General features: G+C 56.4%; 18 protein-coding genes, 2 pseudogenes and 1 riboswitch. Of the genes and pseudogenes, 1 reads left to right on the top strand and 19 read right to left on the bottom strand.

The window, feature by feature from the left end; translation table 11 throughout:
- Positions 1–127: 127 nt before the first annotated feature.
- From mqnC to metA, 3 genes are all read right to left on the bottom strand, one after another.
- Positions 128–1264 (bottom strand): cyclic dehypoxanthinyl futalosine synthase, encoded by a 1137-nt coding sequence (gene mqnC / locus JI735_RS18775; protein ID WP_039838354.1) that lies wholly within the window; start codon positions 1262–1264, stop codon positions 128–130.
- 186 nt (positions 1265–1450) lie between these two features.
- Complete coding sequence (locus JI735_RS18770) at positions 1451–2650, bottom strand: aminotransferase class I/II-fold pyridoxal phosphate-dependent enzyme (RefSeq protein WP_039838352.1); 1200 nt, start codon at positions 2648–2650, stop codon at positions 1451–1453.
- A 39-nt stretch (positions 2651–2689) separates the two neighbouring features.
- A complete protein-coding gene (gene metA, locus JI735_RS18765) occupies positions 2690–3619 on the bottom strand; it encodes a homoserine O-acetyltransferase MetA (protein ID WP_039838351.1) in 930 nt (309 codons plus the stop codon).
- Positions 3620–3706: 87 nt separating this feature from the next.
- Positions 3707–3846: riboswitch (SAM riboswitch) on the bottom strand.
- A gap of 425 nt (positions 3847–4271) precedes the next feature.
- Between metA and corA the strand changes: the two genes are divergently transcribed.
- Positions 4272–5207: a magnesium/cobalt transporter CorA gene (corA, locus tag JI735_RS18760; RefSeq protein ID WP_039838349.1), complete on the top strand. Its 936-nt coding sequence runs from the start codon at positions 4272–4274 to the stop codon at positions 5205–5207.
- Between the two features lie 70 nt (positions 5208–5277).
- Here the strand turns inward: corA and JI735_RS18755 are convergent, their stop codons facing one another.
- The 16 genes and pseudogenes from JI735_RS18755 to JI735_RS18680 form a co-directional block, all read right to left on the bottom strand.
- Positions 5278–6222 carry a 1-phosphofructokinase family hexose kinase gene (locus tag JI735_RS18755; RefSeq protein WP_039838348.1) on the bottom strand — a complete coding sequence of 315 codons (945 nt, stop codon included), beginning with the start codon at positions 6220–6222 and terminating at the stop codon, positions 5278–5280.
- 337 nt (positions 6223–6559) lie between these two features.
- Entirely contained in the window at positions 6560–7435 is an 876-nt protein-coding gene (locus JI735_RS18750) for an HRDC domain-containing protein (RefSeq protein WP_233475967.1), read from the bottom strand.
- 505 nt (positions 7436–7940) lie between these two features.
- Positions 7941–8822: an ROK family protein gene (locus JI735_RS18745; RefSeq protein ID WP_046502203.1), complete on the bottom strand. Its 882-nt coding sequence runs from the start codon at positions 8820–8822 to the stop codon at positions 7941–7943.
- 699 nt (positions 8823–9521) lie between these two features.
- Positions 9522–10220: a hypothetical protein gene (locus tag JI735_RS18740; RefSeq protein WP_233475966.1), complete on the bottom strand. Its 699-nt coding sequence runs from the start codon at positions 10218–10220 to the stop codon at positions 9522–9524.
- A 398-nt stretch (positions 10221–10618) separates the two neighbouring features.
- A pseudogene (locus tag JI735_RS18735) lies at positions 10619–11338 on the bottom strand (cobyrinate a,c-diamide synthase); the annotation flags it as partial.
- A gap of 36 nt (positions 11339–11374) precedes the next feature.
- Entirely contained in the window at positions 11375–12163 is a 789-nt protein-coding gene (locus JI735_RS18730; protein WP_325175631.1) for a cobalt-precorrin 5A hydrolase, read from the bottom strand.
- A 41-nt stretch (positions 12164–12204) separates the two neighbouring features.
- Complete coding sequence (locus JI735_RS37390; RefSeq protein WP_325175521.1) at positions 12205–12444, bottom strand: hypothetical protein; 240 nt, start codon at positions 12442–12444, stop codon at positions 12205–12207.
- Positions 12437–13240, bottom strand: a complete 804-nt coding sequence (gene cobM / locus JI735_RS18725; protein ID WP_202676290.1) for a precorrin-4 C(11)-methyltransferase — start codon at positions 13238–13240, stop codon at positions 12437–12439. The genes JI735_RS37390 and cobM overlap by 8 nt, the downstream gene beginning before the upstream one ends.
- The gene (gene cobI, locus JI735_RS18720; RefSeq protein ID WP_233475965.1) at positions 13237–14058 is read right to left on the bottom strand and encodes a precorrin-2 C(20)-methyltransferase; all 822 of its coding nucleotides are present in this window, start codon (positions 14056–14058) and stop codon (positions 13237–13239) included. The genes cobM and cobI overlap by 4 nt, the downstream gene beginning before the upstream one ends.
- Before the next feature lie 173 nt (positions 14059–14231).
- A pseudogene (cbiE, locus tag JI735_RS18715) lies at positions 14232–15460 on the bottom strand (precorrin-6y C5,15-methyltransferase (decarboxylating) subunit CbiE).
- The gene (locus JI735_RS18710) at positions 15453–16763 is read right to left on the bottom strand and encodes a cobalt-precorrin-5B (C(1))-methyltransferase (RefSeq protein WP_233475964.1); all 1311 of its coding nucleotides are present in this window, start codon (positions 16761–16763) and stop codon (positions 15453–15455) included. The pseudogene cbiE and the gene JI735_RS18710 overlap by 8 nt, the downstream one beginning before the upstream one ends.
- A gap of 52 nt (positions 16764–16815) precedes the next feature.
- Positions 16816–17490, bottom strand: coding sequence for a precorrin-8X methylmutase (locus JI735_RS18705; RefSeq protein ID WP_039838330.1), 675 nt, complete (start codon positions 17488–17490; stop codon positions 16816–16818).
- A gap of 9 nt (positions 17491–17499) precedes the next feature.
- Positions 17500–18279, bottom strand: a complete 780-nt coding sequence (gene cobK / locus JI735_RS18700; RefSeq protein WP_202676289.1) for a precorrin-6A reductase — start codon at positions 18277–18279, stop codon at positions 17500–17502.
- The gene (locus JI735_RS36040; protein ID WP_411829933.1) at positions 18276–19832 is read right to left on the bottom strand and encodes a sirohydrochlorin chelatase; all 1557 of its coding nucleotides are present in this window, start codon (positions 19830–19832) and stop codon (positions 18276–18278) included. Before JI735_RS36040 ends, cobK begins: the two co-directional genes overlap by 4 nt.
- A gap of 11 nt (positions 19833–19843) precedes the next feature.
- Complete coding sequence (cobJ, locus tag JI735_RS18685; RefSeq protein WP_411829932.1) at positions 19844–20779, bottom strand: precorrin-3B C(17)-methyltransferase; 936 nt, start codon at positions 20777–20779, stop codon at positions 19844–19846.
- Positions 20780–21039: 260 nt separating this feature from the next.
- Positions 21040–21939, bottom strand: a complete 900-nt coding sequence (locus JI735_RS18680) for an energy-coupling factor ABC transporter ATP-binding protein (protein ID WP_202676288.1) — start codon at positions 21937–21939, stop codon at positions 21040–21042.
- Between the last annotated feature and the right edge of the window lie 2 nt (positions 21940–21941).

Below are 21941 nucleotides of genomic sequence, written 5' to 3'. Positions count from 1 at the left end.
ATAAAAATTTACATAACACAAAAAAAAGTCTATCTTTGTAAATTCCCATAGAGGAATTCCACAAGGATAGACTCCGCAAAAAAATCTCACACATAAAGTGATGAATCTTTTGAATTTTATTAAATAATTAGTTCTGCATTACAAAATCATTGTCAATCTTCGCATCTGCATCGTCGAACACCCGCAGGATATCGTAACGCGTGTTGCGCTGCGCAGGGATTTTGCCTGCTTCACGAATGATCTGGGTGATCGACTCGATGTTGACCTTATGGGTTGCACCCGCTGAGGATACTACATTCTCTTCAATCATGGTGCTGCCAAAATCATTGCAGCCATACTGCAGGGACAGCTTGCCGACCTCCGGCCCCATCGTAACCCATGAGGACTGGAAGTTTTTGATGTTGTCCAGCACCAGACGGCTGATAGCCACGGTCTTAAGGTATTCTTCCGGGGTCTGTCTGTCCAGCTTCAGATTGGTATTATCGGGCTGGAAGGTCCAGGAGATAAACGCCAGGAACCCTTCGGAGTCATATTTGTTCGCGATGCACTCATCCTGAGCCTCACGTACCCGCAGCAGATGAAGCGCCCGCTCCTCCATGCTCTCGCCAAGGCCGATAACCATGGTCGCCGTAGTGTTCATGCCGATCTTGTGCGCGGTCTGCATGACATCCATCCATTCCCGCCAGGAGCCTTTGAGACGGCTGATTTTGCGGCGGGTCCGGTCATCCAGAATTTCTGCACCGCCCCCGGGAAGGGAATCCAGACCTGCAGCGTGAATCTCGCGGACCACCTGCTCCAGCGGCAAACCGGATACTTCGACCATTTTCATAATCTCCGCAGGGGAGAAGGAATGCATGGTGATCTCCGGGAAACGCTGCTTAATTCCACGCAGTAAATCCGTATAATAGCTAAATGGCAGATTGGGGTTGGTTCCGCCTTGCATGAGAATTTCTGTACCATTCACATCGATGGTTTCCTGGATTTTCTGAAAAATCGTCTCGTCGGGCAGCACATATCCTTCCTCAGAGCCCGGTCTGCGGTAAAATGCACAGAAACGGCAGTACACATCACATACATTCGTATAGTTGATATTGCGGCCAATAACGAATGTAGCCAGCGGGTCGGGGTGCCAGCGTTTCATGATAATGTCAGCGGCAGCGCCCATTTTTTCAATTTCGTTGCTTTCGAACAACCGGACCGTATCCTCCAGCCCGAGCCGTTCGCCCTTCAGCGTTTTGTCCAGAATCAGATCTATCGCGCTCATCGTTCGCAGCCTCCTTTTTTACGCCTATACTATAAAATGGATGAATTAAATTTGTACAACATTTGAATAAGCTCGTTCCTCCATCGTATCACAATCCGGACGCCTTGAGAAACCTTTGCTGAGACCCCGATATATCTTTGTTGTCAAAAAACAGCGGCACCCGTGTGGGCGCCGCGGTTAAGCTTATTATTCTGCTGAAGATGCTGTGCCGGCAGATGCCTCTTCCAGCTCGGTCCGGGCTGCTTCCAGCGCCTGTCCGAGATCGGCAATCAAATCATCCGCATGCTCAATCCCGACGGAGAAGCGCAGTAGGCGGTCATCCACACCGACAGCGTCGCGGATCTCCACCGGGATATCTGCATGGGTCTGCACCGCCGGATAGGTCATCAGCGACTCCACTCCGCCGAGGCTTTCGGCGAAGGCAATCAGGCGGATATGGCGCAGCAGCGGCTCGACATATCTGGCATCTTTTACCTTAAAGGAGAAGATTCCGGTGTTGCCCGAGGATTGGTGTTTCTGGATGTCATACCCCGGATGGTCAGGAAGCCCCGGATGGAAGACCTCAGCGATTGCCGGATGCTCCAGCAGATAGCGGGCCAGCGCCAGCGCATTGCTCTCATGCCGTTCCATGCGCAGTGCGAGTGTCTTCATGCCCTTCATCAGCTGGTAGCTGTCATTCGGCGCAAGCACTGCGCCCAGGGAATTGTGCAGAATGGCCATTTCCGCAGACAGCTCGGTGCCTTTGGTTACGATCAGTCCGGCAAGCACATCGTTATGCCCTCCCAAGTATTTGGTCGCGCTATGGACGATGATATCCGCCCCCAGCTCCAGCGGCCGCTGGAAAAAAGGCGTCAGCAGCGTATTGTCCACAATGGTAAGCAGTCCATGGCGGCGGGACCACGTACATACAGCTTCTATATCCGTAATCATCATCAGCGGATTGGTAGGCGTTTCGATAAAAACAGCTTTGGTATTCGGACGCCGTGAAGCCTCCAGGCCGTCCAGATCGTTCGTATCCACATAAGAGGCGCTTATGCCGTATTTGGAGAGAATCCGTTCAAGCAGACGGTAGGTCCCGCCGTACAGGTCCAGCGAAACCACTAAATGATCCCCTTGTCCAAATAAGGCAAACACGGTTGTCAGCGCAGCCATCCCGGAGCTGCAGGCAAAGGCAGCATCCCCGGACTCAAGCTCTGCCACAGCTTCTTCCAGCACCGAGCGGGTAGGATTCTTCGTACGGATGTAATCAAACCCCGTGCTCTGCCCAAGTCTGGGATGACGGAATGCCGTCGCATTGTAAATCGGATAATTAATTGCCCCCGTAGCCGGGTCCTCCTGTGAACCTATCTGCGCCAATCTGCTCTCAATCCTCAGTTTTTCATCCATTGCTGCTGCCTCCTAAGTGTGGTGTTCTCTTCTATATATTTAGAATACTAAATAATCCGCCTGGTCTATATCGTAAGGAGTCTCCTGGTATACATAGTAATTGAGCCAATTAGAGAATAATAAGTTGGCATGGGCACGCCAGACTGCCGGCGGTGTGCGCAGCGGATCATCCTGAGGATAGTAATGCTTCGGAATCGCAATATCCATTCCTTTGGCGATATCCCGGTCATATTCCCACTTTAACGAAAACGGATCATATTCGGAATGCCCGGTCACAAAAATCTGCTTGCCGTCAAGCGTCGAAACCAGATACACCCCGGCTTCTTCCGATTCGGCCAGAATCTGCAGTTCGGGATTGGCCAGGATATCTTCACGCGAGACATCCGTGTGCCGGGAATGCGGGACATGGAACACCTCGTCAAAGCCGCGCAGGAGCTTTACATTATTCTGACTCACGGTATGCGGGAACACGCCGAAGCATTTCTCGTCCAGATTCACCTTGTGCACGCCAAAGTGATGATAGAGCCCTGCCTGTGCCGCCCAACAGATATGCATGGTCGAGGTCACGTTATGCTTGCTCCATTCGAAGATCACTTTCAATTCTTCCCAATAATTCACGTCTTCAAATTCCAGCTGCTCCACCGGAGCCCCGGTGATGATCAGTCCGTCAAAGCGGCGGTCGCTGATCTCGTCAAAGGTTTTGTAAAAACTCTTCAAATGCTCCGCCGAAGTGTTCTTCGAGGTATGGGAGCTTGGGTGCAGCAGCACAACATCCACCTGAAGCGGTGAATTCCCGACCAGACGCAGCAGCTGCGTTTCTGTCGTTTCCTTCGTAGGCATTAAGTTCAGGATCGCGATGCGCAGCGGGCGGATGTCCTGGTGGAAGGCCTGGCTTTCATCCATTACAAAAATATTTTCTCCGGACAATACTTCTTTGGCCGGCAGGCTGTCGGGAATTTTTATCGGCATATCTAGTTTCCACTCCTTCGTTGATGACAATGTAAAAATGACCTTTCTCATGTGAGAAAGGTCATATATCTGCAGTCATATGCGCCTCTCTCATCTGCCAGAGAACTTGTGCCGGGCAGCCGGACAGGCTTCCCAATACAAAGTTTCCGCAAGAATTAGCACCGTGCGTTCACACGCCGGTTGCCGGGTTTCATCGGGCTAGTCCCTCCACCTGCTCTTGATAAGATTTCGCTGTATTCAATTGAGAAAAAGTCACATAACGTTAAATGCTTTTCTTAAAATTTACTTTAAATCATGAACCTCCTTTTCGTCAAGTCCATACAATGCTATTGGTCCGAAAAGCGACAAGAATTTAGCTTGAAAGACCCATAACCGGGGGTTATACTAGACAAGGGTTTCACAGCCCCTATCTGACGAAAAGAAGAGGTGAGAGAAGAATGGAAGGCGACCCGAGTTCGCAGTTAAGCGTCCAGAAAGAACAACCACACAGGATTAACATCAGCTTGCCGGCGGCGGGAGCATTTCTTCTTCATGCTCTCGAACCGTCATTTGGCCTTATACATTGACTGTACCACCGGCCAAGCTGATTTTTCCCTGTGCCTTAATTTAGCACAGGCCCTGGAGAAGACCAGGGTCAAGAGGAGTGGATCAGATGAAAATCCGGATGGTAAACGCAGGGGTTTTTACACCTGTAGATGACATTGAAGAAACATTGAATGCCCCTGCTGAGGGATTTTATTGGATTGATGCGGATGTTGAGGATCTGGAGCTGCTTCAGCCTTTATACAATCTGCATGATTTGGCTGTGGAGGACTGCCTCAGCGAAGAGGATCAGCGCCCGAAGCTGGAAATTTACGAAAGCCATTATTTTATTGTAGTCAACAGCATCCGTTTTGATGATGAAGAGATTTTTCTCCGTGCACTCAACGTGTTTCTGGGCAGACATTTCATTATCACCGTAACCAAGCAAAAAATTCACGAGCTGCGCGTGCTGAAGCCCATTCTGTGGGAGCAGGAGGTCAGCGAGCCTGACCGTTTCCTGTATCTGCTCATCGACCTTGTCGTAGACAATTATTTCTCCGTCGGCGACCGGATTGAAGCCCGGATTGAGAAGCTGGAAGAGGATATTCTGATGCATACCAAGAAATCGCATCTGAGCGAAATCATTGGTCTGCGCAGTGAAATTCTCTGGCTGAAGAAAATGCTGGGGCCACAGAAGGAAGTTATCAACACGCTTAACAAAAAGGACCTCCGCCTGATCGATGATCAGCTGCAGAAGTATTTCAGCGATATTTATGAAAATGCGGTCAAGATCTCTGAAACGTTTGAAACGTACCGCGATCTCATGGGGAACTTACGTGAAGCCTATCAATCCAGTATCGCCAACCGTGCCAATGAGATCATGAGAGTGTTCACCGCGATCACCACAATATTCATGCCGCTTACCGTGATTACCGGTATTTACGGGATGAACTTTGATAACATTCCCGAGACCCATTCCCAATACGGCTATTATGGAGTTATTGCTGTCATGGTAACGCTCGGCTGCGGCATGCTGGTTGTTTTCCGCAAAAAGGATTGGTTATGACCATAAATGGACGAATAAGCAGGACGAAGGCTTCTCTGCCCCCGGGCAAGGAAACCTTCGTCTTTTTGGTTTATTTCAGGGATTCTGCATCCGCTGCTTCAATCTGCAAAAACAACCGTTCTGCATCCTCGCGCTTGCACAGCTGACGCTCCGGATTCATCACCGCCGCCGCTCCGGAGGCGATTCCGAATTGAACGGCCCGGCGCAGCGGCCAGCCCCGTTCCAGACTGTAGACCAGCCCGCCCACCAGACTGTCCCCTGCCCCTACTACACTCAGCACGGGAACTTCGGGGGCCTTGAGATGCTCGCAGCCCTCTCTGGTAATCAGCAATGCCCCCTCGCCGCCAAGGGATACCACCACCACTTCGGTCCGCCCTTGCTCGATCAGCTCCAACGCAGCCGCCCGGACCTCTGCATCCCCTGTAATAGAATGTCTGGTCAGTTCCTCAAGCTCGCGCGCATTCGGTTTGAGCAGGTATACGCCTGCATCAGCCGCCTTTTGCAGCGCTTCTCCCGAGGTATCGACAATCACCCGCGCCTGCCAAGGCTTCACGGCTTCAATTACACGCCCGTAGAAATCCGCCGGACACCCTGGAGGCAGACTGCCGCTGGCCACAATGTAGGTTGGCTTCCCTTCCAGGGATTTCAGCTGCTCCAGGCACTGCTGCCAATCGCCCTCAATAAAGTGCGGGCCGGGCATATCGAACCGGAATTGCTGGCCCGTGGATTCTTCCACAACAATCAGATTTTCCCGTGTCTGCCCTGAAATCGGGATCTCCTGGTGCCCGACACCCTCCTGCTCCAGCATCTCATGCAGCAGCTTCCCGTGCAGTCCTCCCGATGCATACAGGGCCAAGGACTCCCCGCCCAATCTGTGGATCGCCCGGGACACATTGACCCCGCCTCCCCCCGGCTTATAGGATGCCTCCCGGCAGCGCAGCTTATGGTCGGGAACAACCTTGTCAATACCTGTGCTGGCGTCTACGCTGGGGTTAACCGTTAATGTTACGATCATAGGTTTATCTCCTTTATATGCGGAATACCTGTATATTACTCCAAATTGCGGCATTCTCCTAAAGGGAGTCCCCAGAGGCCTTCTCCTAAAGAGGGCCCCAACGGCCTTCAGCTGAAAACACAGGGCTCTGCAGCATACTCTGACCCTGGACGGGGCAGCCATACTGCGGGGATGCCGGAACTAGGCGAATTATTTGGATTGAACTTGAAATCTGTAGTCACTGACAATCCCAAAATCAAAAATCTCCAGTTCAGATTATATAGTACAGCTATTAGCTGGAGTTAAGAAATGGGGGCAAGCCCCCGTTGAATTTTCTGCGGGCACAGACTCTAGGCAATTATAAATTCGTCGCCGCTTCCAGCTGGACGGACTGCCCCCGCCGGTAGCGGATGCGGATCAGCCGCAGGCGTTCGTAATACACATCCAGGCCTTCCGCAGGCGAGAACCCTTCCCCGTAGGCTTTGTACAGTACAGGCTTGAGAAAGGTATCACCCATCAGCTCATAGGCAGTCCATACACTGGCTTGCTCGCTGGAGGATACCTCAGCCAATTCGAGAGCAATGAGCTTTTCGACGGAATAGCCGTCCTTGTCAAGCTCCTCTATCGCTTCAAGCACCTCGCGGCGGCTTATTCCGCTCAGTGCCTTCAGTTGCTCAATGCCAAGGCCTTCCCCGATTCCCTGCAGCAGAACCCTGCGCAGCCGCAGCCGTTCCAGCTGCTTCTTGTACTTCAGCTCCTTCTGCTTGTACTGCCAGGAAACAAAATGCTCCTCGTCAACGGCTTCATGCACCCAGCCCAGCGGAAAGCTATGCTCCCTCTCTGAGGCAGAGGTGATGCTCAGCCAGTCTTCGCCGTATTGCGAGGCCTTGCCCTCGCCTACGCCGGGAATCTGCAGCAGTTCCTCCAGGGTACGGGGAAGAAAAGCGCTGAGCATCCGCAGCAGGCGGTTGCTGGCAAGAATGTAAGGCGCTTTCCGCTCACTGGAGGCCTTGCCCCGGCGCCAGGAGCAGAGCTCTTCATAGACGGATTCATTGCCGTGCTGCTCGCTGAAATACTGCAGCTTAAGCTGCTCCTGATTGCGGCTGCCGGACAGGCTGTCTTCATCATGAAAGGCGCCATCGATTAGAGGCCGGTAGCCATCGCCCATTTTCACCGCCAGCTCATGCCGGTAGACGCAGAGCATCTCATTCCAGGACCCGCCCTCATACCACAAGCTGTCTCCGTTATCCTCCGAGCCGGAGAATTCGCGCCAGCCGAGGCGCCAGATGCCTTCTTCTTCCCCGATCCAGACCTGGGCAAATACCTCTTCATCCCCCCTGACATTCTCGACAAACGGTTCATAAACACAATCTGCATCCCAATCCCTACCTTCCTTGTCTTACAGCATGCATAATCCCGTTACTCACCGGATGAACGGTTCCTTAGCCAGACCCGTCACCGGAAGATATAAGGCCGATATAGAGCGTGAAGCTTATACCCGCCTTATATTTGCACACAAAAAAGCACCTCTCCCACAAATGATGTGAAAGAGGTGCTTCCTCTGGAATGCTATACTGTTAATGCTTACAATACCCATATATTGAGAAACAGTCAATCTCTTTTTGTATTGAATCAGAATCAGCTTGTCCGTTCCTCATAGGAACAGTAATCGTTTCAGCCGAAATAAAAGGATAAATTAAGCCGCAAAACCAATCCAGCCTTATCCCCGCGGCCTCAGACTACTCCCGGTCCAGCGCCAGCTTAGCCAGTCCAAGCGCTCCGGACAGACCCGCATTGTCGCCCAGCTGAGGCGGAACAATGTAGCTGCCGACAGCCTCGTTCAGTGCAGGATGCTGCACATAGCCGCCCAGCAGCTCCTGAAGCTTGGCATGAATCAGCGGGAAAAGCTGGCTCTGCTTCATCACACCGCCGCCCATCACAATCTTCTGCGGTGACAGAATCAGCACATAATTCATCAGCGCATGCGCCAGGTAGTGGGCTTCCATCGCCCACGCCGGATGATCCGCAGGCAGCTCGCCTGCCGGCTTGCCCCATCGTTTGCCAATTGCCGGACCTGCCGCCAAACCTTCCAGGCAATCGCTGTGGTAAGGGCAGAAGCCTTCAAACTTGTCTTCCGGATGGCGGCGCACAAGAATATGCCCCATTTCAGGATGGGACAAGCCGTGCACCAGTTTGCCTCCCACTACTGCACCCGCTCCGATTCCTGTCCCGACTGTGATATACAGGCAGCTGTCCAGCCCTTGAGCCGCTCCCCACTTGTATTCCCCCAGCGCCGCACCGTTCACATCCGTATCGAACCCGACGGGCACGGAAAAATGCCCGGCAACTGTTCCCACCAGATTGTATTGCCCCCAATGGGGTTTAGGTGTGGTTGTAATGTAGCCATAGGTCGGGCTGCCAATCACCGGATCAATCGGCCCGAATGAGCCTATGCCGATCGCTTCCACATTTTTGCCGGTAAAATAGTCCAGCACAAGCCCCATCGTTTCCTCAGGCGTGGTAGTTGGAAAACTGACCCGGTCGATAATCGTCCCGTCCTCATTTCCAATCCCGCATACAAACTTTGTTCCCCCTGCTTCAATTGCTCCAAGTACCTTCACTGCAGCAGTCTCCCTTCCCCGTAAACATTCAGCTAAAAATTGGCCATGTGTATAATAAAGCGTTCTCTTTCCCTTATTATACGTGGCCCGCAGATCTGTGACAAGCGGTTGACATACGAAAAAAGGAACTACCTTGCGGGCGGGCGCCGGCTTGGCTGGAGTGAATCTGTCTTGCGGGCGGGCACCAGCCTGGCTGGAGTGAATCTGACTTCCGGGCGGGCGCCGGCCTGGCTGGAGTGAATCTGACTTCCGGGCGGGCACCGGCCTGGCTGGAGTGAATCTGACTTCCGGGCGGGCATCGGCCTGGCTGGAGTGAATCTGACTTCCGGGCGGGCACCAGTCTGGCTGGAGTGAATCTGACTTCCGGGCGTGCGCGGCTTGGCTGTGCTAACTTAAGTGGAAAAAGTAGACTTATTCGGTGCCGCTTGGGATGTCCGGGCACCCGTAGTTGGAAAAAGTATACTTATTCCGGCTAAATTGCTCCTGATATCTCGGACATTTTCCCGAAATAAGTGGACAAATTCCCACTAAATCCTTTTTCGGAGTAATTATAGGCGATTTAGTTGTATTTTTTCCACTTAGAACTCAGGCTCTATGCGAACTTGGGAGAACCTCCATCCGCTTCCAAGTGTGCGCATGTTCCGAGCTTATCTGCCGGGAATATGCGATTCTTCTGGCCCAGCTCTCAAAGGGATCAGCCTATGTGCGCAGCATGTCTTTGTTACTCCCATGGTAGCTGCGGCAGGCTTCTACCAGCCGGATTGCCGCCGGGATATGGGAAGCCAGATGTATATGCGCATAGGCAGCCATGATATTGCCGCGGGCATAGCCCTCCGGCTGGCTGCCGCTTCGTCCGCTGCTGTCGTAGGCGTACAGCCGCGGCTCCCCGGGCGAATAGCTCATCTGGGAATAGTGGAACTCGTGACCGCGCAGGCGCTCGCCCTGCTTCAGCAGCAGGCAATCGGCCCGCGCGGTGACTTCGCGGTAGCCGAGTGCGGTGCGCCGGTCCTGCATGACCGAATGGGCGGGAATAATCCCGGCCATCTCATGCACAGCCCCGGCGCGGTCGGTAAGGCTGCAGGCCAGCACCATGTAGCCGCCGCATTCCGCATAGAGCGGCATACCAGCTGCTGCCGCAGCCCTTAGGCCGAGCAGGAAGGCCGAATTCCCGGCGATTGTGGCGGCGAATTCCTCCGGAAAACCGCCGCCGAGGTAAATCCCATCCGCCTCCGGCGGGATGCCTTCGCCGCTGAGCGGGCTGAACAGAGCCAGCCGGGCCCCGGCGCGGACCAGCAGCTCCAGATTGTCGGCGTAATAAAAATTGAACGCCGCATCCTCTGCAACGGCAATGACCGGTGCAGGGTCATATACCGAGGCGAGAGCTTGGGAGCAGAACAATCCAAGGGTGGATAGCTCTGTAGATCACCGGCTTCCTTAGCAGCTATCGGAGGGACAAGTGCGGCAGCAGCTGGCACCCCGCCCGGAGATTCCTGTGCATCCTGAACGCCTGTTTCCTGAAGGATCTTAGGAACTACCGAAGGGACAAGTGCAGCAGCTGGCAGCCCGCCCGGAGGTTCCTGTGCATCCTGAACGCCTGTTTCCTGCAGGATCTTAGCAGCTACCGAAGGAAAACGTGCCGCAACAGCTGGCAGCCCGCCCGGAGAATCCTGTACATCCTGCACGCCTGATTCCTGAAGGATCTTCCTGGCTGCCGGAACAGCCTCTGACGGAATCCCTTCGGCAGGACCCTCTTCCGGCAGTGTTTTTCCCGCCGCCGGGTAACGCAGGACAGACGCTGCCGCAGCAATTTGCAGCAGGACCTCCAGATCCGTCCCTGCCTCCAGCAGGTCGGCGGCACGGTCAAATAATGGCTCCAGCTCGCCGCGTTCCACGGCAGGGAGCAGCCCCAGGTGCCGTTCCGGGATATCCAGTCCCTGATCCCGTGCCAGCCAGCCGATGACCGGTATGCCGCAGTCCGCTTCAATCGCGGTTTTGACCGTCCGGTAATGGCTGGCGCTCCCGCAGCGGTTCACGATCACCGCAGCGATGCGCACGTCCGGCTCCAGCTGCTGAAAACCCAGCACGATTGCAGCCGCACTGCGTCCCATGCTGCGCACATCCACCACCAGCAGCACCGGACTTCCTGTTAGGAGGGCAATTTCCGCCGTAGATCCGGTAAGCCCGGTCGCCTCTTTACCGTCGTACAACCCCATAACCCCTTCAATTACGGACAGATCAGCCGCCTCCGAAGAACGCAAAAAATACTCCAGCATATATCCGCCCGAGGTCATCCAGGAATCCAGATTGCGGGCAGTCCGGCCCGTTACAGCCGCGTGGTAGGCCGGATCAATATAATCCGGACCGCATTTGAAGGCCTGCACGGTGAGACCTCGCCGGGCAAAAGCCCGCAGCAGTCCAAGCGTCACCGTTGTTTTGCCCGAACCGCTGCCTGTTCCGGCTACCACAAAACGCGGGCGGAGCCGGGGAAGCTGCTCCGGTCTGCTCCGCTCATTCATTCTGGTTCCCCTCCGTTTCAGCATAGCTGACTCTCGCTACTGCAATGGTCGCATTGCCGCTTTTTTCTTCTTAAGCACCAGGCTGCGGGCACCAGAGGACAACAGGGCTGCCGGCTCACAGACCCCATAAGCTCCGGTAGCCTTAAAAACAATCTCCGAGGGCTGCTCCAGCACCACCGTATTCAGCTGCTCCGGCGAAAACAGTGCCAGCTCCCAGCCATATTTGGCGCATAAGGCCAGAAGACCGGGCTCATCGCCTTTGATCGCAGCAGTGGCGACGTTGCGAACGCTAAGCAGCGAAAGCCCCAGCTCGGCCAGCGTATCCAGCACCACCGCTTCAAGCTCCGCCAGCGGGGTCCCGCGGTTGCAGCCGAGCCCGAGCACAAGACTGCGCGGATGGTAGACTACAGTCCGCTCTCCAAGAGCCGCTGCCTCCGGCTCCGGCAGCTGCCGGTCCGTGACCACGACCGCCGCGCTGAACGGCGCTTCCTGCAGCTCCGCCATGCTTCCGCAGAGGCGGACATGCTCCGGCAGCACAGCACCGGGCGGCAGCCAGCCGCGTTCGCCGCTCTCCTGCATGAAGGCCACGGCTTCCCCGTTGACCAAGGCGGCGCTGACTGTTTTCATCGTCGCGAAGCCCTCTGCGCGCCAGCCGAACTCCGAGCCGAGCAGATCCACGGCGAAGATGCCCTGCACATCCGAAGCGGTAGTAATCACCGGATGGCTGTCCATCAGCTGTGCAACCTGCCGCGTGAGCCTGTTGGCTCCGCCCAAGTGGCCGGATAACAGGCTGATCACATGTTCACCGCGTTCATCAATGACGATGACGGCGGGGTCGGTTCTTTTATCCGCCAGCAGGGGAGCGATCAGCCGGACTGCCGCCCCAGGGAAAAAAACAGGATAAGCCCTTCGTACTGCCGGAACAGCTTCGGCAGCAGCTCTTTGACCGGCTCCGCAAACACCTGCCCATGACCCGTGGCGCCCTGTACGTTTCCACTGTACTTGGCGCAGCAAAAAACCTCGGTATCCGCCAGCCGTTCACCCAGCTTCAGCGCCAGCCGGATACCATTTGCAGTAATCGCAACGGCTGCATACCGCTTAGCCATCAGCGTCAATCCCTTCCCGGCAGCCGTGGGTAAAGGTCTTGTCGTACAGCTTCGAACGGTGCTGGTCACGGTCCGTAAGCGCCGGGTCCAGGGCCCAGCCCGCGAGAATCATCGCATGCATGGTGATGCCTGCTTCGCGCAGGTCGGCTGCAAGGCGCGCCACGGTCGTCCGCAGAATCTGCTGGTCCGGCCAGGTCGCCCGCTTCACCACAGCGATAGGCGTATCGGGGCTCCACCCGGCAGCGAGAAATTCCGCTGCCGCATGTTCAGCCAGCGAAGCGCTGAGGAACAGGGCTACGGTGCAGTGATGCGCCGCCAGCTGCCGCAGCTGCTCACGCTCCGGGACCGGCGTCCGCCCTTCGGCACGGGTCAGAATCACGGTCTGCGTCAGCTCCGGCACAGTCAGCTCTGCACCCAGCGCTGCCGCCGAAGCAAAAACAGAGCTGACCCCCGGCACGATCTCATAGCTGACGCCGTTCAGCTTCAGCAGCGACATCTGCTCCAGGATTGCCCCGTACATGGAAGGGTCGCCGGTATGGATGCGGGCTACGCTTTTACCGGCCTTCACTGCCGCGGTCATGATCTCCACCTGCTGCTCCAGAGCCATTCCCGAGCTTTGCAGCACCTCGGCTCCCGGACTCACACTTGCAATCAGCTCCCCGCTGACCAGTGAATCCGCATAGAGCACAACATCTGCAGAACGCAGGATGCGGCTGCCTTTTAACGTAATCAGCTCGGGATCACCCGGCCCTGCACCTACGATATATACTTTGGGTTCCAAGTCAGCCGCCGTCATTTGCTCACCACCATAAGGCTCAGGTATTCAAGCTCCCGGCCGCGCAGCTCGCGGGCGTCCCGCCACACCGTTTCATTAGGAGAGGTTACCTTGGTCACGACGGATGCTTTTCCCGAAAGCCCGAGCTCATCGAGCACATCCAACAGCAGATCCAGCACCTTCGCCACCTTCAGAAACACCACCGTATCATGATGCAGCAGCGCTTCCTTCAAGGCCTCCGGGTCCTCGGTAGCCGGAATAATCCCCACCCGCTGATCGCCATCGGCAAGGGGCTGTCCAAGCGCGGCAGCGGCGCCCAGCACCGACGATATTCCCGGAATGGAAACGACCGGCACACCAGGATGCAGCTCCTGCATCAACCGGGCCAGATGAATGAAGGTGCTGTACAGATTCGGATCGCCCTCCGTCACAAAAGCCACGTCCCGGCCCTGCTTCAGCTCGTTCCAGCAAAGCTCAGCCGTGCGGTTCCAGCCGCTTGCCAGCTGCCCGGGGTCTCTGGTCATCGGGAAGACAAGTCCCAGCATGACTTTTTCATCCGCCTTGATATGCATCTCCACAATTTCGTGGGCATAGGATTTCCCGCCCTTTTTAGTTGCCGGGTAGGCAATTACCGGACAATCCCTCAGCAAACGGCAGGCTTTGAGCGTAATCAGCTCGGGATCACCCGGACCTACACCCACTCCGTACAAGGTCCCTGTTCCGATTGGGGCAAGCTCAGATTCCACCAGCGGATACTCATCATCAGCATGATACGCTGCAACTGCAGTTTGCATGGCTGCTCCGGTGATTTGTTCTTCATGGGCAGCCTGCTCATCCATGGAGTGCAGATGAGGTTTCGTCTTATTTTTTGTAACCTTGTCGTCATGAGCGCTCCTCCTTTAGGTTAGTTAATCTATTGATGCAGCGATGCCTAGGCTAAACCCTTTCTGCCAGCAGCTGGTCACATAGAGCAGGATGGCCGATAGAGTACCAATACCGGTTAAAATCAAAATCAGTCCGGCCTGCGCCCGCTTACCACGTATACAGGGTTCATCCCCTCAAAACGGGTCATGCCGAGAATCGGCTTGCCCCTTGATGCCTGGAGCTGCGTCACCCCGGTGGCCATTCCGGCAAGCTTCAGCGCCTCCAAGCCCGTATACAGCGTCTCAATTGTAATTGCCCCGATCACAATCCGTCCTTCCGGCCGCAGCCGCTGCGCACAGTGCGCAATAATATGCTGGAGTCCGCCTCCGCTTCCGCCAATGAATACTGCATCCGGGTCCGGCAGCCGTTCCAGGCCCTGCGGCGCTTGGTCATGGATAATCTCAAAATCGGCGCGGAATTCCCGGCGGTTAGCTTCCATATTCGGCAGATTCTCTGCGCTTTTTCGATGGCGTATACCTTGCCACAGCGGGCGATCCGCGCACATTCGGCTGCCACCGCTCCCGAGCCGGAGCCAATGTCCCAGACCACCGCTTCTTCAGACAAATTCAGCTCGGACAGGACTAAGGCGCGCACCTCCCGTTTGGTGATCAGACCTTTCTCCGGGCGCCGCTGGTGGAAGGCTTCATCGGGATAGGCAAAACCGCGCCGCACCGCCGCAGTCCCGCTTCCCGGCTTCCACCGCAGAATGACTACGTTCAGAGGCGCAAAGTTCCCTTTTTCCAGCTCATCTAGCTCCCAGAACCGGCAGACCTCCTCACCCCCGCCCAGCCGTTCACAGACAAAGGCTTCATATTCGGTCATTCCGAACTCACGCAAATAAGCGCCTATAACGGCTGGGGTGTTGGCTTCATCGGTGAGCAGGGCGATTTTGTGCTTGCCGTCTATCCGCTGGGCCAATCCCCGGATCGGACGTCCATGCAGACTGACCAGCTCCGCATCCTGCCAGCTGTCCCCAAGCCGGGCAAAAGCAAGCTGGACACTGCTGTAATGCGGAATCACCTCGACATGCTCCGGCCCGAATCTGCGGACAAGATACCCGGCAATCCCAAAGAACAGCGGGTCACCGGATGCCAGCACCACCGCACGCCGCTCCTTCCACACTTCCTCCAGCTTATCGGCAAAAGCCTTCAGACCGTTCTTCAGAACGATCTTTTCCCCTTGATACCCGCCGAAAAAAGACAGCTGCCTCTCCCCGCCGAGCAGCACCTCGCTCCTCTGCACCTTGCTTAGACTGTCCGGGGTCAACCCTCCGGCTCCATCCTCACCGATGCCTATAATATAAATAATGTCAGCCACGGATTTCCGCCCTTCCCAGCACCCGGCCCTTCATGGTGACCAGCACCATCTCCACGGTCATGCCTCCATTCATATGCTTCAGACAATGCCTGCAGGCGTGCAGACACAATTGTTCAAAAAACACCCCATTCCCGGCCGCGGTCATCAGATCCGTCACCTGTGAGGCCGTGTTAGCCGCCGCAATCTCCCCCACCAGTTCATTATCCGCCCCGGACTCAGCCGCGATTTTGGCCAAAAAGCTGAAATCCACCGGCGCATTTTTGGAATGGATCAGCATGGCCCCCTGCGCCACCTTCGAAAGCTTGCCCGCCATGCCGACTAATGTGATCTTACGGACTCCGAAGGCCTTGGCGTGTTCCAGCGAGAAGCCGACATATTCACCCATCTGGATAAAAGCTTCCTCCGGAAGCTCTGCGAACATCGCCATTGCATACTTTTCACTGCTGCCGCCTGTGGTCAAAATAATCTGCTTGTTCCCCATGGCCGCGGCGACCGAAATCGCCTGTACCACACTGGCCTTGTAGGCTTCCGTGGAGAACGGCGTCACCACGCCGCGCGTGCCCAGAATGGAGATGCCCCCAAGGATGCCAAGCCGCGGATTCAGCGTTTTGAGCGCGATAGCTTCGCCTTCCGGCACACTGATAACCACCCGCACTCCCCGGGCCGCGCCATGCTCCTCCAGCACCTCGGACACCGCCTCCAAAATCATGCGCCGCGGCACAGGATTGATCGCCGCTTCACCGACCGCCACGGGCAATCCCGGCTTCGTAACTCTGCCTACCCCCTTGCCGCCGTCTATCTCTACGCCGGGGCTATCGCGCCAGCTCACAGCAGCCTCAATTCTCGCCTGATGCGTCGCATCCGGGTCATCTCCGGCGTCCTTCACTGTTGCACAGACTGCCGAGTCCCTGCCGCTGCGCCGCCCCCCGGTCAGCTTAAACGTATGCCGGAAGCCGGCGGGCAGATCGATCTCCACGCTCGGCGGGGCCTCCCCCGTGACCAGCAGGAGCGCAGCACCTTTGGCGGCTGCGGCTGCGCAGGCGCCTGTGGTGTAGCCACGCCGCAGCGGTGCAGCGGGACCGCCGGCAGCAGTCCGGCTCTCTCGCAGCTCTGGCACTGCTTGGCTTCCTCGCAGCTCCGGCACTGCTTGGCTCCCTTGCAGTTCTGCCGCAGCTTGGCTTCCCTGCGGCTCTCGCACTGCTTGGCTCCCCTGTAGCTCTGCCGCTGCTTGGCCCTTGTGTCCATGCTGCAAATCTCCGCTGTGCTTATAGTCCTGTACACTCTGTGACTCCTGCTGCTCCATGGCCCGTTTCTCCTCTCTCTGCTGATGAAGGATACCTCTCTTTGCTTCTGCTCTATCCGCCCTGACTCTGTGATTCCCCTGCCTGACGGACAGCCAGCAGACTGAGGGCGTTGACTGCCGCAACCACAACCGTACTGCCGCCCTTGCGGCCGATGTTGGTGATGTAAGGGATGTCCAGCTTGCGCAGCTCATCCTTGGACTCCGCCGCTGAAACAAAACCGACCGGCATGCCAATGATGAGCCCTGGCTGTGCTGCACCTTCTTTGATCAGACGGATCAATTCCAGCAGGGCCGTTGGCGCATTGCCAATCACATAGATGCCGCCCGGCGCTTCAGTGCAGGCTTTGCGTGTGGCAAGGATGGCCCGGGTTGTTCCCTGTGCCTTAGCCGCCTCAATCACATCGGGATCAGAAATATGCACCCGTACCTCTCCGCCGTATTTGTGAATCCGCTCCTTGGCAATACCGGCCTCGACCATGCGCACATCGGCGATAATGGGCTGCCCCTCCAAAATAGCAGAAATCCCTGCCTCCATCGCCCGGGGATGAAACACCAGACTCCGTCCCAGCTCAAAATCGGCGGATGCATGAATGATCCGCTGCACGACCGGGTACTGTAAAGCGCTAAACCCATGATCGCCCAGCTCGCGGGTAATCATTTGAAAGCTCAGGCTTTCTATTTCCTGCGGCTGCACTGTGAGCGGCTTAAAATCCGTCCCAAACTCCATAGCTATCCCTCATTTCTTATTAAAAGCGGCAACTGCGGACACTATCTCTTCAAATGACTCATACACCCTGCCATACTCTTTATAGAAAGCTTGCGGCCGCGCAATCAAAATAACATATATCCCCATATCGAGCGCGGCGTGCACTTTTTCATCGAGGGAGCCTTCCGCACCGCTTTCCTTAGTAACCATGACCTGTGTGCCGTACTGCCTGTACAATGCTTCATTCAATTCGCGTGAAAAAGGTCCCTGCAGCGCAATAATATTGCGCTGCTCTATCCCAAGCAGATGGCATTTTTGCATATTTTCCAGACAGGGAAGCAGTCTGACCGTCAGGCGGACAGCAGGGTCACCCAGCAGCGCCTCTGCAAAAATCTCCAAGGTTTTACCGCCCGTGGTCAGCATGACAGAGCCTTTCAGCTGCTTGGCCCTATGGGCCGCCTCCCCGTAGGAAGACACAACCAGCAACCGTGGATGCTGCTCATACTTGAGGCTGCGCCGTTCATAACGCAAATACGGCAGTCCCAGCGCTTCAGCGGCCCCCATCGCATGGTCATGCGCCTCTTGTGCAAACGGATGGCTGGCATCAATAATGGCGCTGCAGTCCAGCCCGCGCAAACAGGCGATCATCCCTTGCTGGTCCAGCCGGCCGGCACGGGTTGTGATGCCAGCTGCTTCAAGCCGCTCCGCAGCGCTGGACGTCACAACGGAAGCCAGCAGCGGCAACTGCTCCCGTGACAGGGCCAGCGCCAGCTCACGGGCGTCACTGGTTCCGCACAGCATAAATATCATCGCGGCCAGCGCGCCTTTGGAGCGCCGGCCGGGTACGCCGCATCCTCCGAATAGGAAGCCCCAGGCTGCGGCGGGACCGGCACCTCTGCGTCTGCAGAGGCCGGTTGGCTGCGGCGCCCGGACTCATGCCCATCCTCACCGTGGCTGTGGTGATCATGATGATCATCGTGATGGTCGTGTTCATGATGGTGGTGACCATGATGGTGGTGATGGTGGTGATGGTGTGCAGACGCTTCCTCGCGGTACACGCAATTGTCACAGTTGGCGGCTGTCCGGCCTGCCAGGGTCTCTTCGATCCGCTCCAGCAGCATGTCTGACAACAGCGGATGGGAGCCGAGACAGGTGCCGGCCTCCACTTCAATCTCCGGATGCGCTGCGGCAAAACGGCTCACCGTTTCGTTGAACTGCTTCATCAGCACTCCGGTGAACAATAAATACGGCAGCACGATAATTTTGCGTGCGCCGAGAGCCAGGCAGCGCTCCAGCCCTGCGGGCAGCGAAGGCTTGGTGATGGCAATAAAGCAGGCCTCGATGCTTTTGTAGGGAGTTCTCTCCCAGAGGAGGCGGGCCAGCTTGCATAAATCGCTGTTCGCATCCGGATCACTGCCCCCGCGGCCCATTACAAGCACGATGGTGTCCTCATCCTTTACTTTGGAATAAGGCTTATCCCTAGCAGCTGTTGAGGCCGTTTCTCCAACAGACAACGCAGCCGCAGTCTCCAGCCCCCCAGTATTCTGTTGCCCGGACGAGCCGCGCTCCACCAGCAGTGTTTCCTCCAACGGTTCTCCGTACAGCTCCGGCTGAGCCGATACCTGAACCGGCTGCGGGACAGCCCCGGCGATCCGGTCCAGCAGAATTTCTACCGCTCTCTCCTGCACTCCGATCGGACGGCCATATACAAACTCCACACCCGGATATTTCAGCTTTGCCTGATCCAGAGCCAGCGGAATATCCAGCTTGGAATGTCCAGCCGCGAACAAAATAATCGGCACAACATAGACCGTCCCGGCTCCGCCCAGCACACATTTGTCAATCCCCTCGGAAATGGACGGAGCCGATAACTCGATGAAGCAGGTTTCAATGGCAAGCTCCGGCCTGCGGGCAGCAAGCGCCCGGGTGAAATTCCGCAGCTCTTCATTCCCTTCTTCCACACGGCTGCCGTGTCCTACAAGTAATACTGCAGTTATCCCTTGTGCTCTATCATGGTTATGGTGCGAGTGCGTGTGCATGTGTTCACAGCGGAGTGCGCTCTCCGCTTGCGGGTAATGTGCTGAAATCCCACTGCCCATCCGCTCAAAAAAAGTATAAAACCGTTCATCCTGACTGCCCTGCGCACAATATTGCTCAACAACCTCAGTTACAGCGGCCACCGCTTCCTCTTCGCTCATCCCCGCACGGACCTTGCTGCCCGCGTGCGGGGTACGTCCGGTTTTTTTTCCGCCAAGATATAATTCATAGCTGCCCTTGGAATAGACAAGGCCGATATCCTCCAGGACCGCCGAACTGCAGGCCATCCCGCAGCCAGCCACACTGATCTGCAGCTCTCTTGGCACAAGCCGGCCGTTTAACTGTTGATGTAACCGCCGTGCGGCTCCAGCTGCACTCTCTTTCTCATGCCGCAGAAGCCGCAGGTTTTCACCTTCACCACATTCCCCGCAGGATTCAGCGCCGCCAGCGACCAGGGCTCCGAAGAGGTCCGCAGCCGCTCATGCGGCTTCAGTGCCTGCGTATCGGCGCCAAGGCTGTACTTGCGTTCATAGCCGCGCGGTGTAACCATGAGGCCGTCATAAACCATCGTTGCGGAGTTGCCGACGATCACGGTCGACAGCATGCCAATCTCGTGGTCCAGCATATCCCGGAGCGTTGTGACAATGGTCTGCTGGCGGTCGCGGTAGGCGCTTTTCACAATGCCCACGGGAGTAGAAGGATCACGGTAGCGGAGCAGGATTTGGCGGGCCTCTTCAATCTGGCGTGTGCGCTTTCCACTGCGCGGATTGTAAAAGGCAATCACGAAGTCCGCGGCTCCCGCCGCCTCCACGCGTGCCGCAATGCTCTCCCAAGGCGTTAGATGGTCGCTCAGGCTGATCGTGCAGGAATCATGCATAATCGGCGCACCCAGCAGCGAAGAACAGGATTGAATGGCCGATACCCCGGGAATCACCTCGACTTCCACCCCCGTAACACGGTCCCAGCCCCGTTCGATCAGCACTTCATAGACCAGTCCTGCCATTCCGTATACCCCAGCGTCACCGCTGGAAATGACGGCGATCGTCTGCCCGGCTTCCGCACGGCGCACGGCTTCCTGGGCCCGGCTGACCTCTTCGGTCATGCCTGTGCCGACAATCTCCTGCTGCCGCAGCAGCGGCTTAATCAGGTCCACATAAGTGGTGTAGCCGATCACGGCCTCACTCTCTTCCAGCGCTGCCAATGCACGGCCTGTAATATGCTCCAGCCTGCCAGGACCAAAGCCGATAATCAGCAGCTTTCCTTGTTTGTTCATTCATGTTCCCCCGTTCGCGTGTAACTCCAACGCTGACTCTAAATTGATGCTCATGCTCTAACTGTATTTGATGCAACTAAAGAGTCCTATTTTTGCGCTGAAACCGATTTAATTGCACACTGTACACTTAAAGGGACCGTATTTCAGCTAAAGAGGCCCAAACCGCTATTTAACTGTACAGATTACATTTACTTTTAAAAATGCGGGTTTGCACCTCATTTTAACTGCAGCAAATGCACTTACCCTCTAAGCGTCCAACACTAAAAAGTGAGTTCTACTCTACTATTGCTGACGACCAGCTTCCCCTTATCTCTCCCCGGACCTTCGCCCAGCAGACTGCTCAGCACCGCCTTGAACTCCTCCGCACTCCGGGGAGCTGCGTGCCCCGCCGTTACGCGCGGAGGCAGGCTGTGCCATAGCTCAGCCAGCAGCGGAAGCGCCAGGCCCATCGCCTGCAGCAGCTCCCCGCCGGCAAAAATAGCCTCCGGCGCTCCGGCAGCCCGGCAGACGCCCTGATCGAGGACAATGATCCAGTCCGCCCAGCGGTAGGCGAGATTCATATCATGCGTAGCCATCACCACAGTTGTACCCTTACGGTGTATGCTGTCCAGGCCATCCAGAAGCTGCGCCTCCGACAGCGGGTCCAGATAGGAGGTTGGCTCATCGAGCAAGATGAGCTCCGGCTCCATTGCCATCACACCTGCGAGCGCGGTACGCTTTTTCTGGCCCAGGCTGAGCTGATGAACCGGTTTATCCTTCAGCGCGGCAAGGTCAAGCAGCTCTAGCACCGCAGCGCACCGCGCCGCTATTTCTGTCTCTGGCATGCCGGTGCCCCGCAGCCCAAAAGAGATATCCTCCAGCGGAGTACTCAAAATGAGCTGCTGCTCAGGGTCCTGAAAGACCAGCCCGACTCTGCGCCGCAGAGCGGCAAGCTCCTTTTTGGTATAGGATACAGGCAGTCCCGCTTGCAGAACCCTTCCCTTTTGCGGCCGCAGCAGGCCAACCGCATGCAGGAACAAGGTTGATTTGCCGGAGCCGTTATGTCCAAGCAGGGCTGTTTTGCAGCCTCCGGGAATCGCTGCAGTCAGCCCCCGGAGCGCTGGCTCCACCGTGTCCGGATAATGAAATACGGCATCCTCGAAGGCTAAAATGTAATCCATCT

Origin of the sequence: Paenibacillus sonchi (assembly GCF_016772475.1) — a bacterium.
Taxonomy (GTDB): Bacteria; Bacillota; Bacilli; order Paenibacillales; family Paenibacillaceae; genus Paenibacillus_AQ; species Paenibacillus_AQ sonchi.
Note: the sequence above shows the minus strand (reverse complement) of the source record. Positions and strands in the feature narration are given on the sequence as shown.

Bases quoted from the DNA above. Each gene is read 5' to 3' on its own strand.
- mqnC (WP_039838354.1), bottom strand. From the start codon at position 1,264: ATGAGCGCGATAGATCTGATTCTGGACAAAACGCTGAAGGGCGAACGG.
- JI735_RS18770 (WP_039838352.1), bottom strand. From the start codon at position 2,650: ATGGATGAAAAACTGAGGATTGAGAGCAGATTGGCGCAGATAGGTTCA.
- metA (WP_039838351.1), bottom strand. From the start codon at position 3,619: ATGCCGATAAAAATTCCCGACAGCCTGCCGGCCAAAGAAGTATTGTCC.
- corA (WP_039838349.1), top strand. From the start codon at position 4,272: ATGAAAATCCGGATGGTAAACGCAGGGGTTTTTACACCTGTAGATGAC.
- JI735_RS18755 (WP_039838348.1), bottom strand. From the start codon at position 6,222: ATGATCGTAACATTAACGGTTAACCCCAGCGTAGACGCCAGCACAGGT.
- JI735_RS37390 (WP_325175521.1), bottom strand. From the start codon at position 12,444: ATGGCTAAGCGGTATGCAGCCGTTGCGATTACTGCAAATGGTATCCGG.
- cobM (WP_202676290.1), bottom strand. From the start codon at position 13,240: ATGACGGCGGCTGACTTGGAACCCAAAGTATATATCGTAGGTGCAGGG.
- cobI (WP_233475965.1), bottom strand. From the start codon at position 14,058: ATGGATGAGCAGGCTGCCCATGAAGAACAAATCACCGGAGCAGCCATG.
- JI735_RS18710 (WP_233475964.1), bottom strand. From the start codon at position 16,763: ATGGAGCAGCAGGAGTCACAGAGTGTACAGGACTATAAGCACAGCGGA.
- JI735_RS18705 (WP_039838330.1), bottom strand. From the start codon at position 17,490: ATGGAGTTTGGGACGGATTTTAAGCCGCTCACAGTGCAGCCGCAGGAA.
- cobK (WP_202676289.1), bottom strand. From the start codon at position 18,279: ATGATATTTATGCTGTGCGGAACCAGTGACGCCCGTGAGCTGGCGCTG.
- cobJ (WP_411829932.1), bottom strand. From the start codon at position 20,779: ATGAACAAACAAGGAAAGCTGCTGATTATCGGCTTTGGTCCTGGCAGG.
- JI735_RS18680 (WP_202676288.1), bottom strand. From the start codon at position 21,939: ATGGATTACATTTTAGCCTTCGAGGATGCCGTATTTCATTATCCGGAC.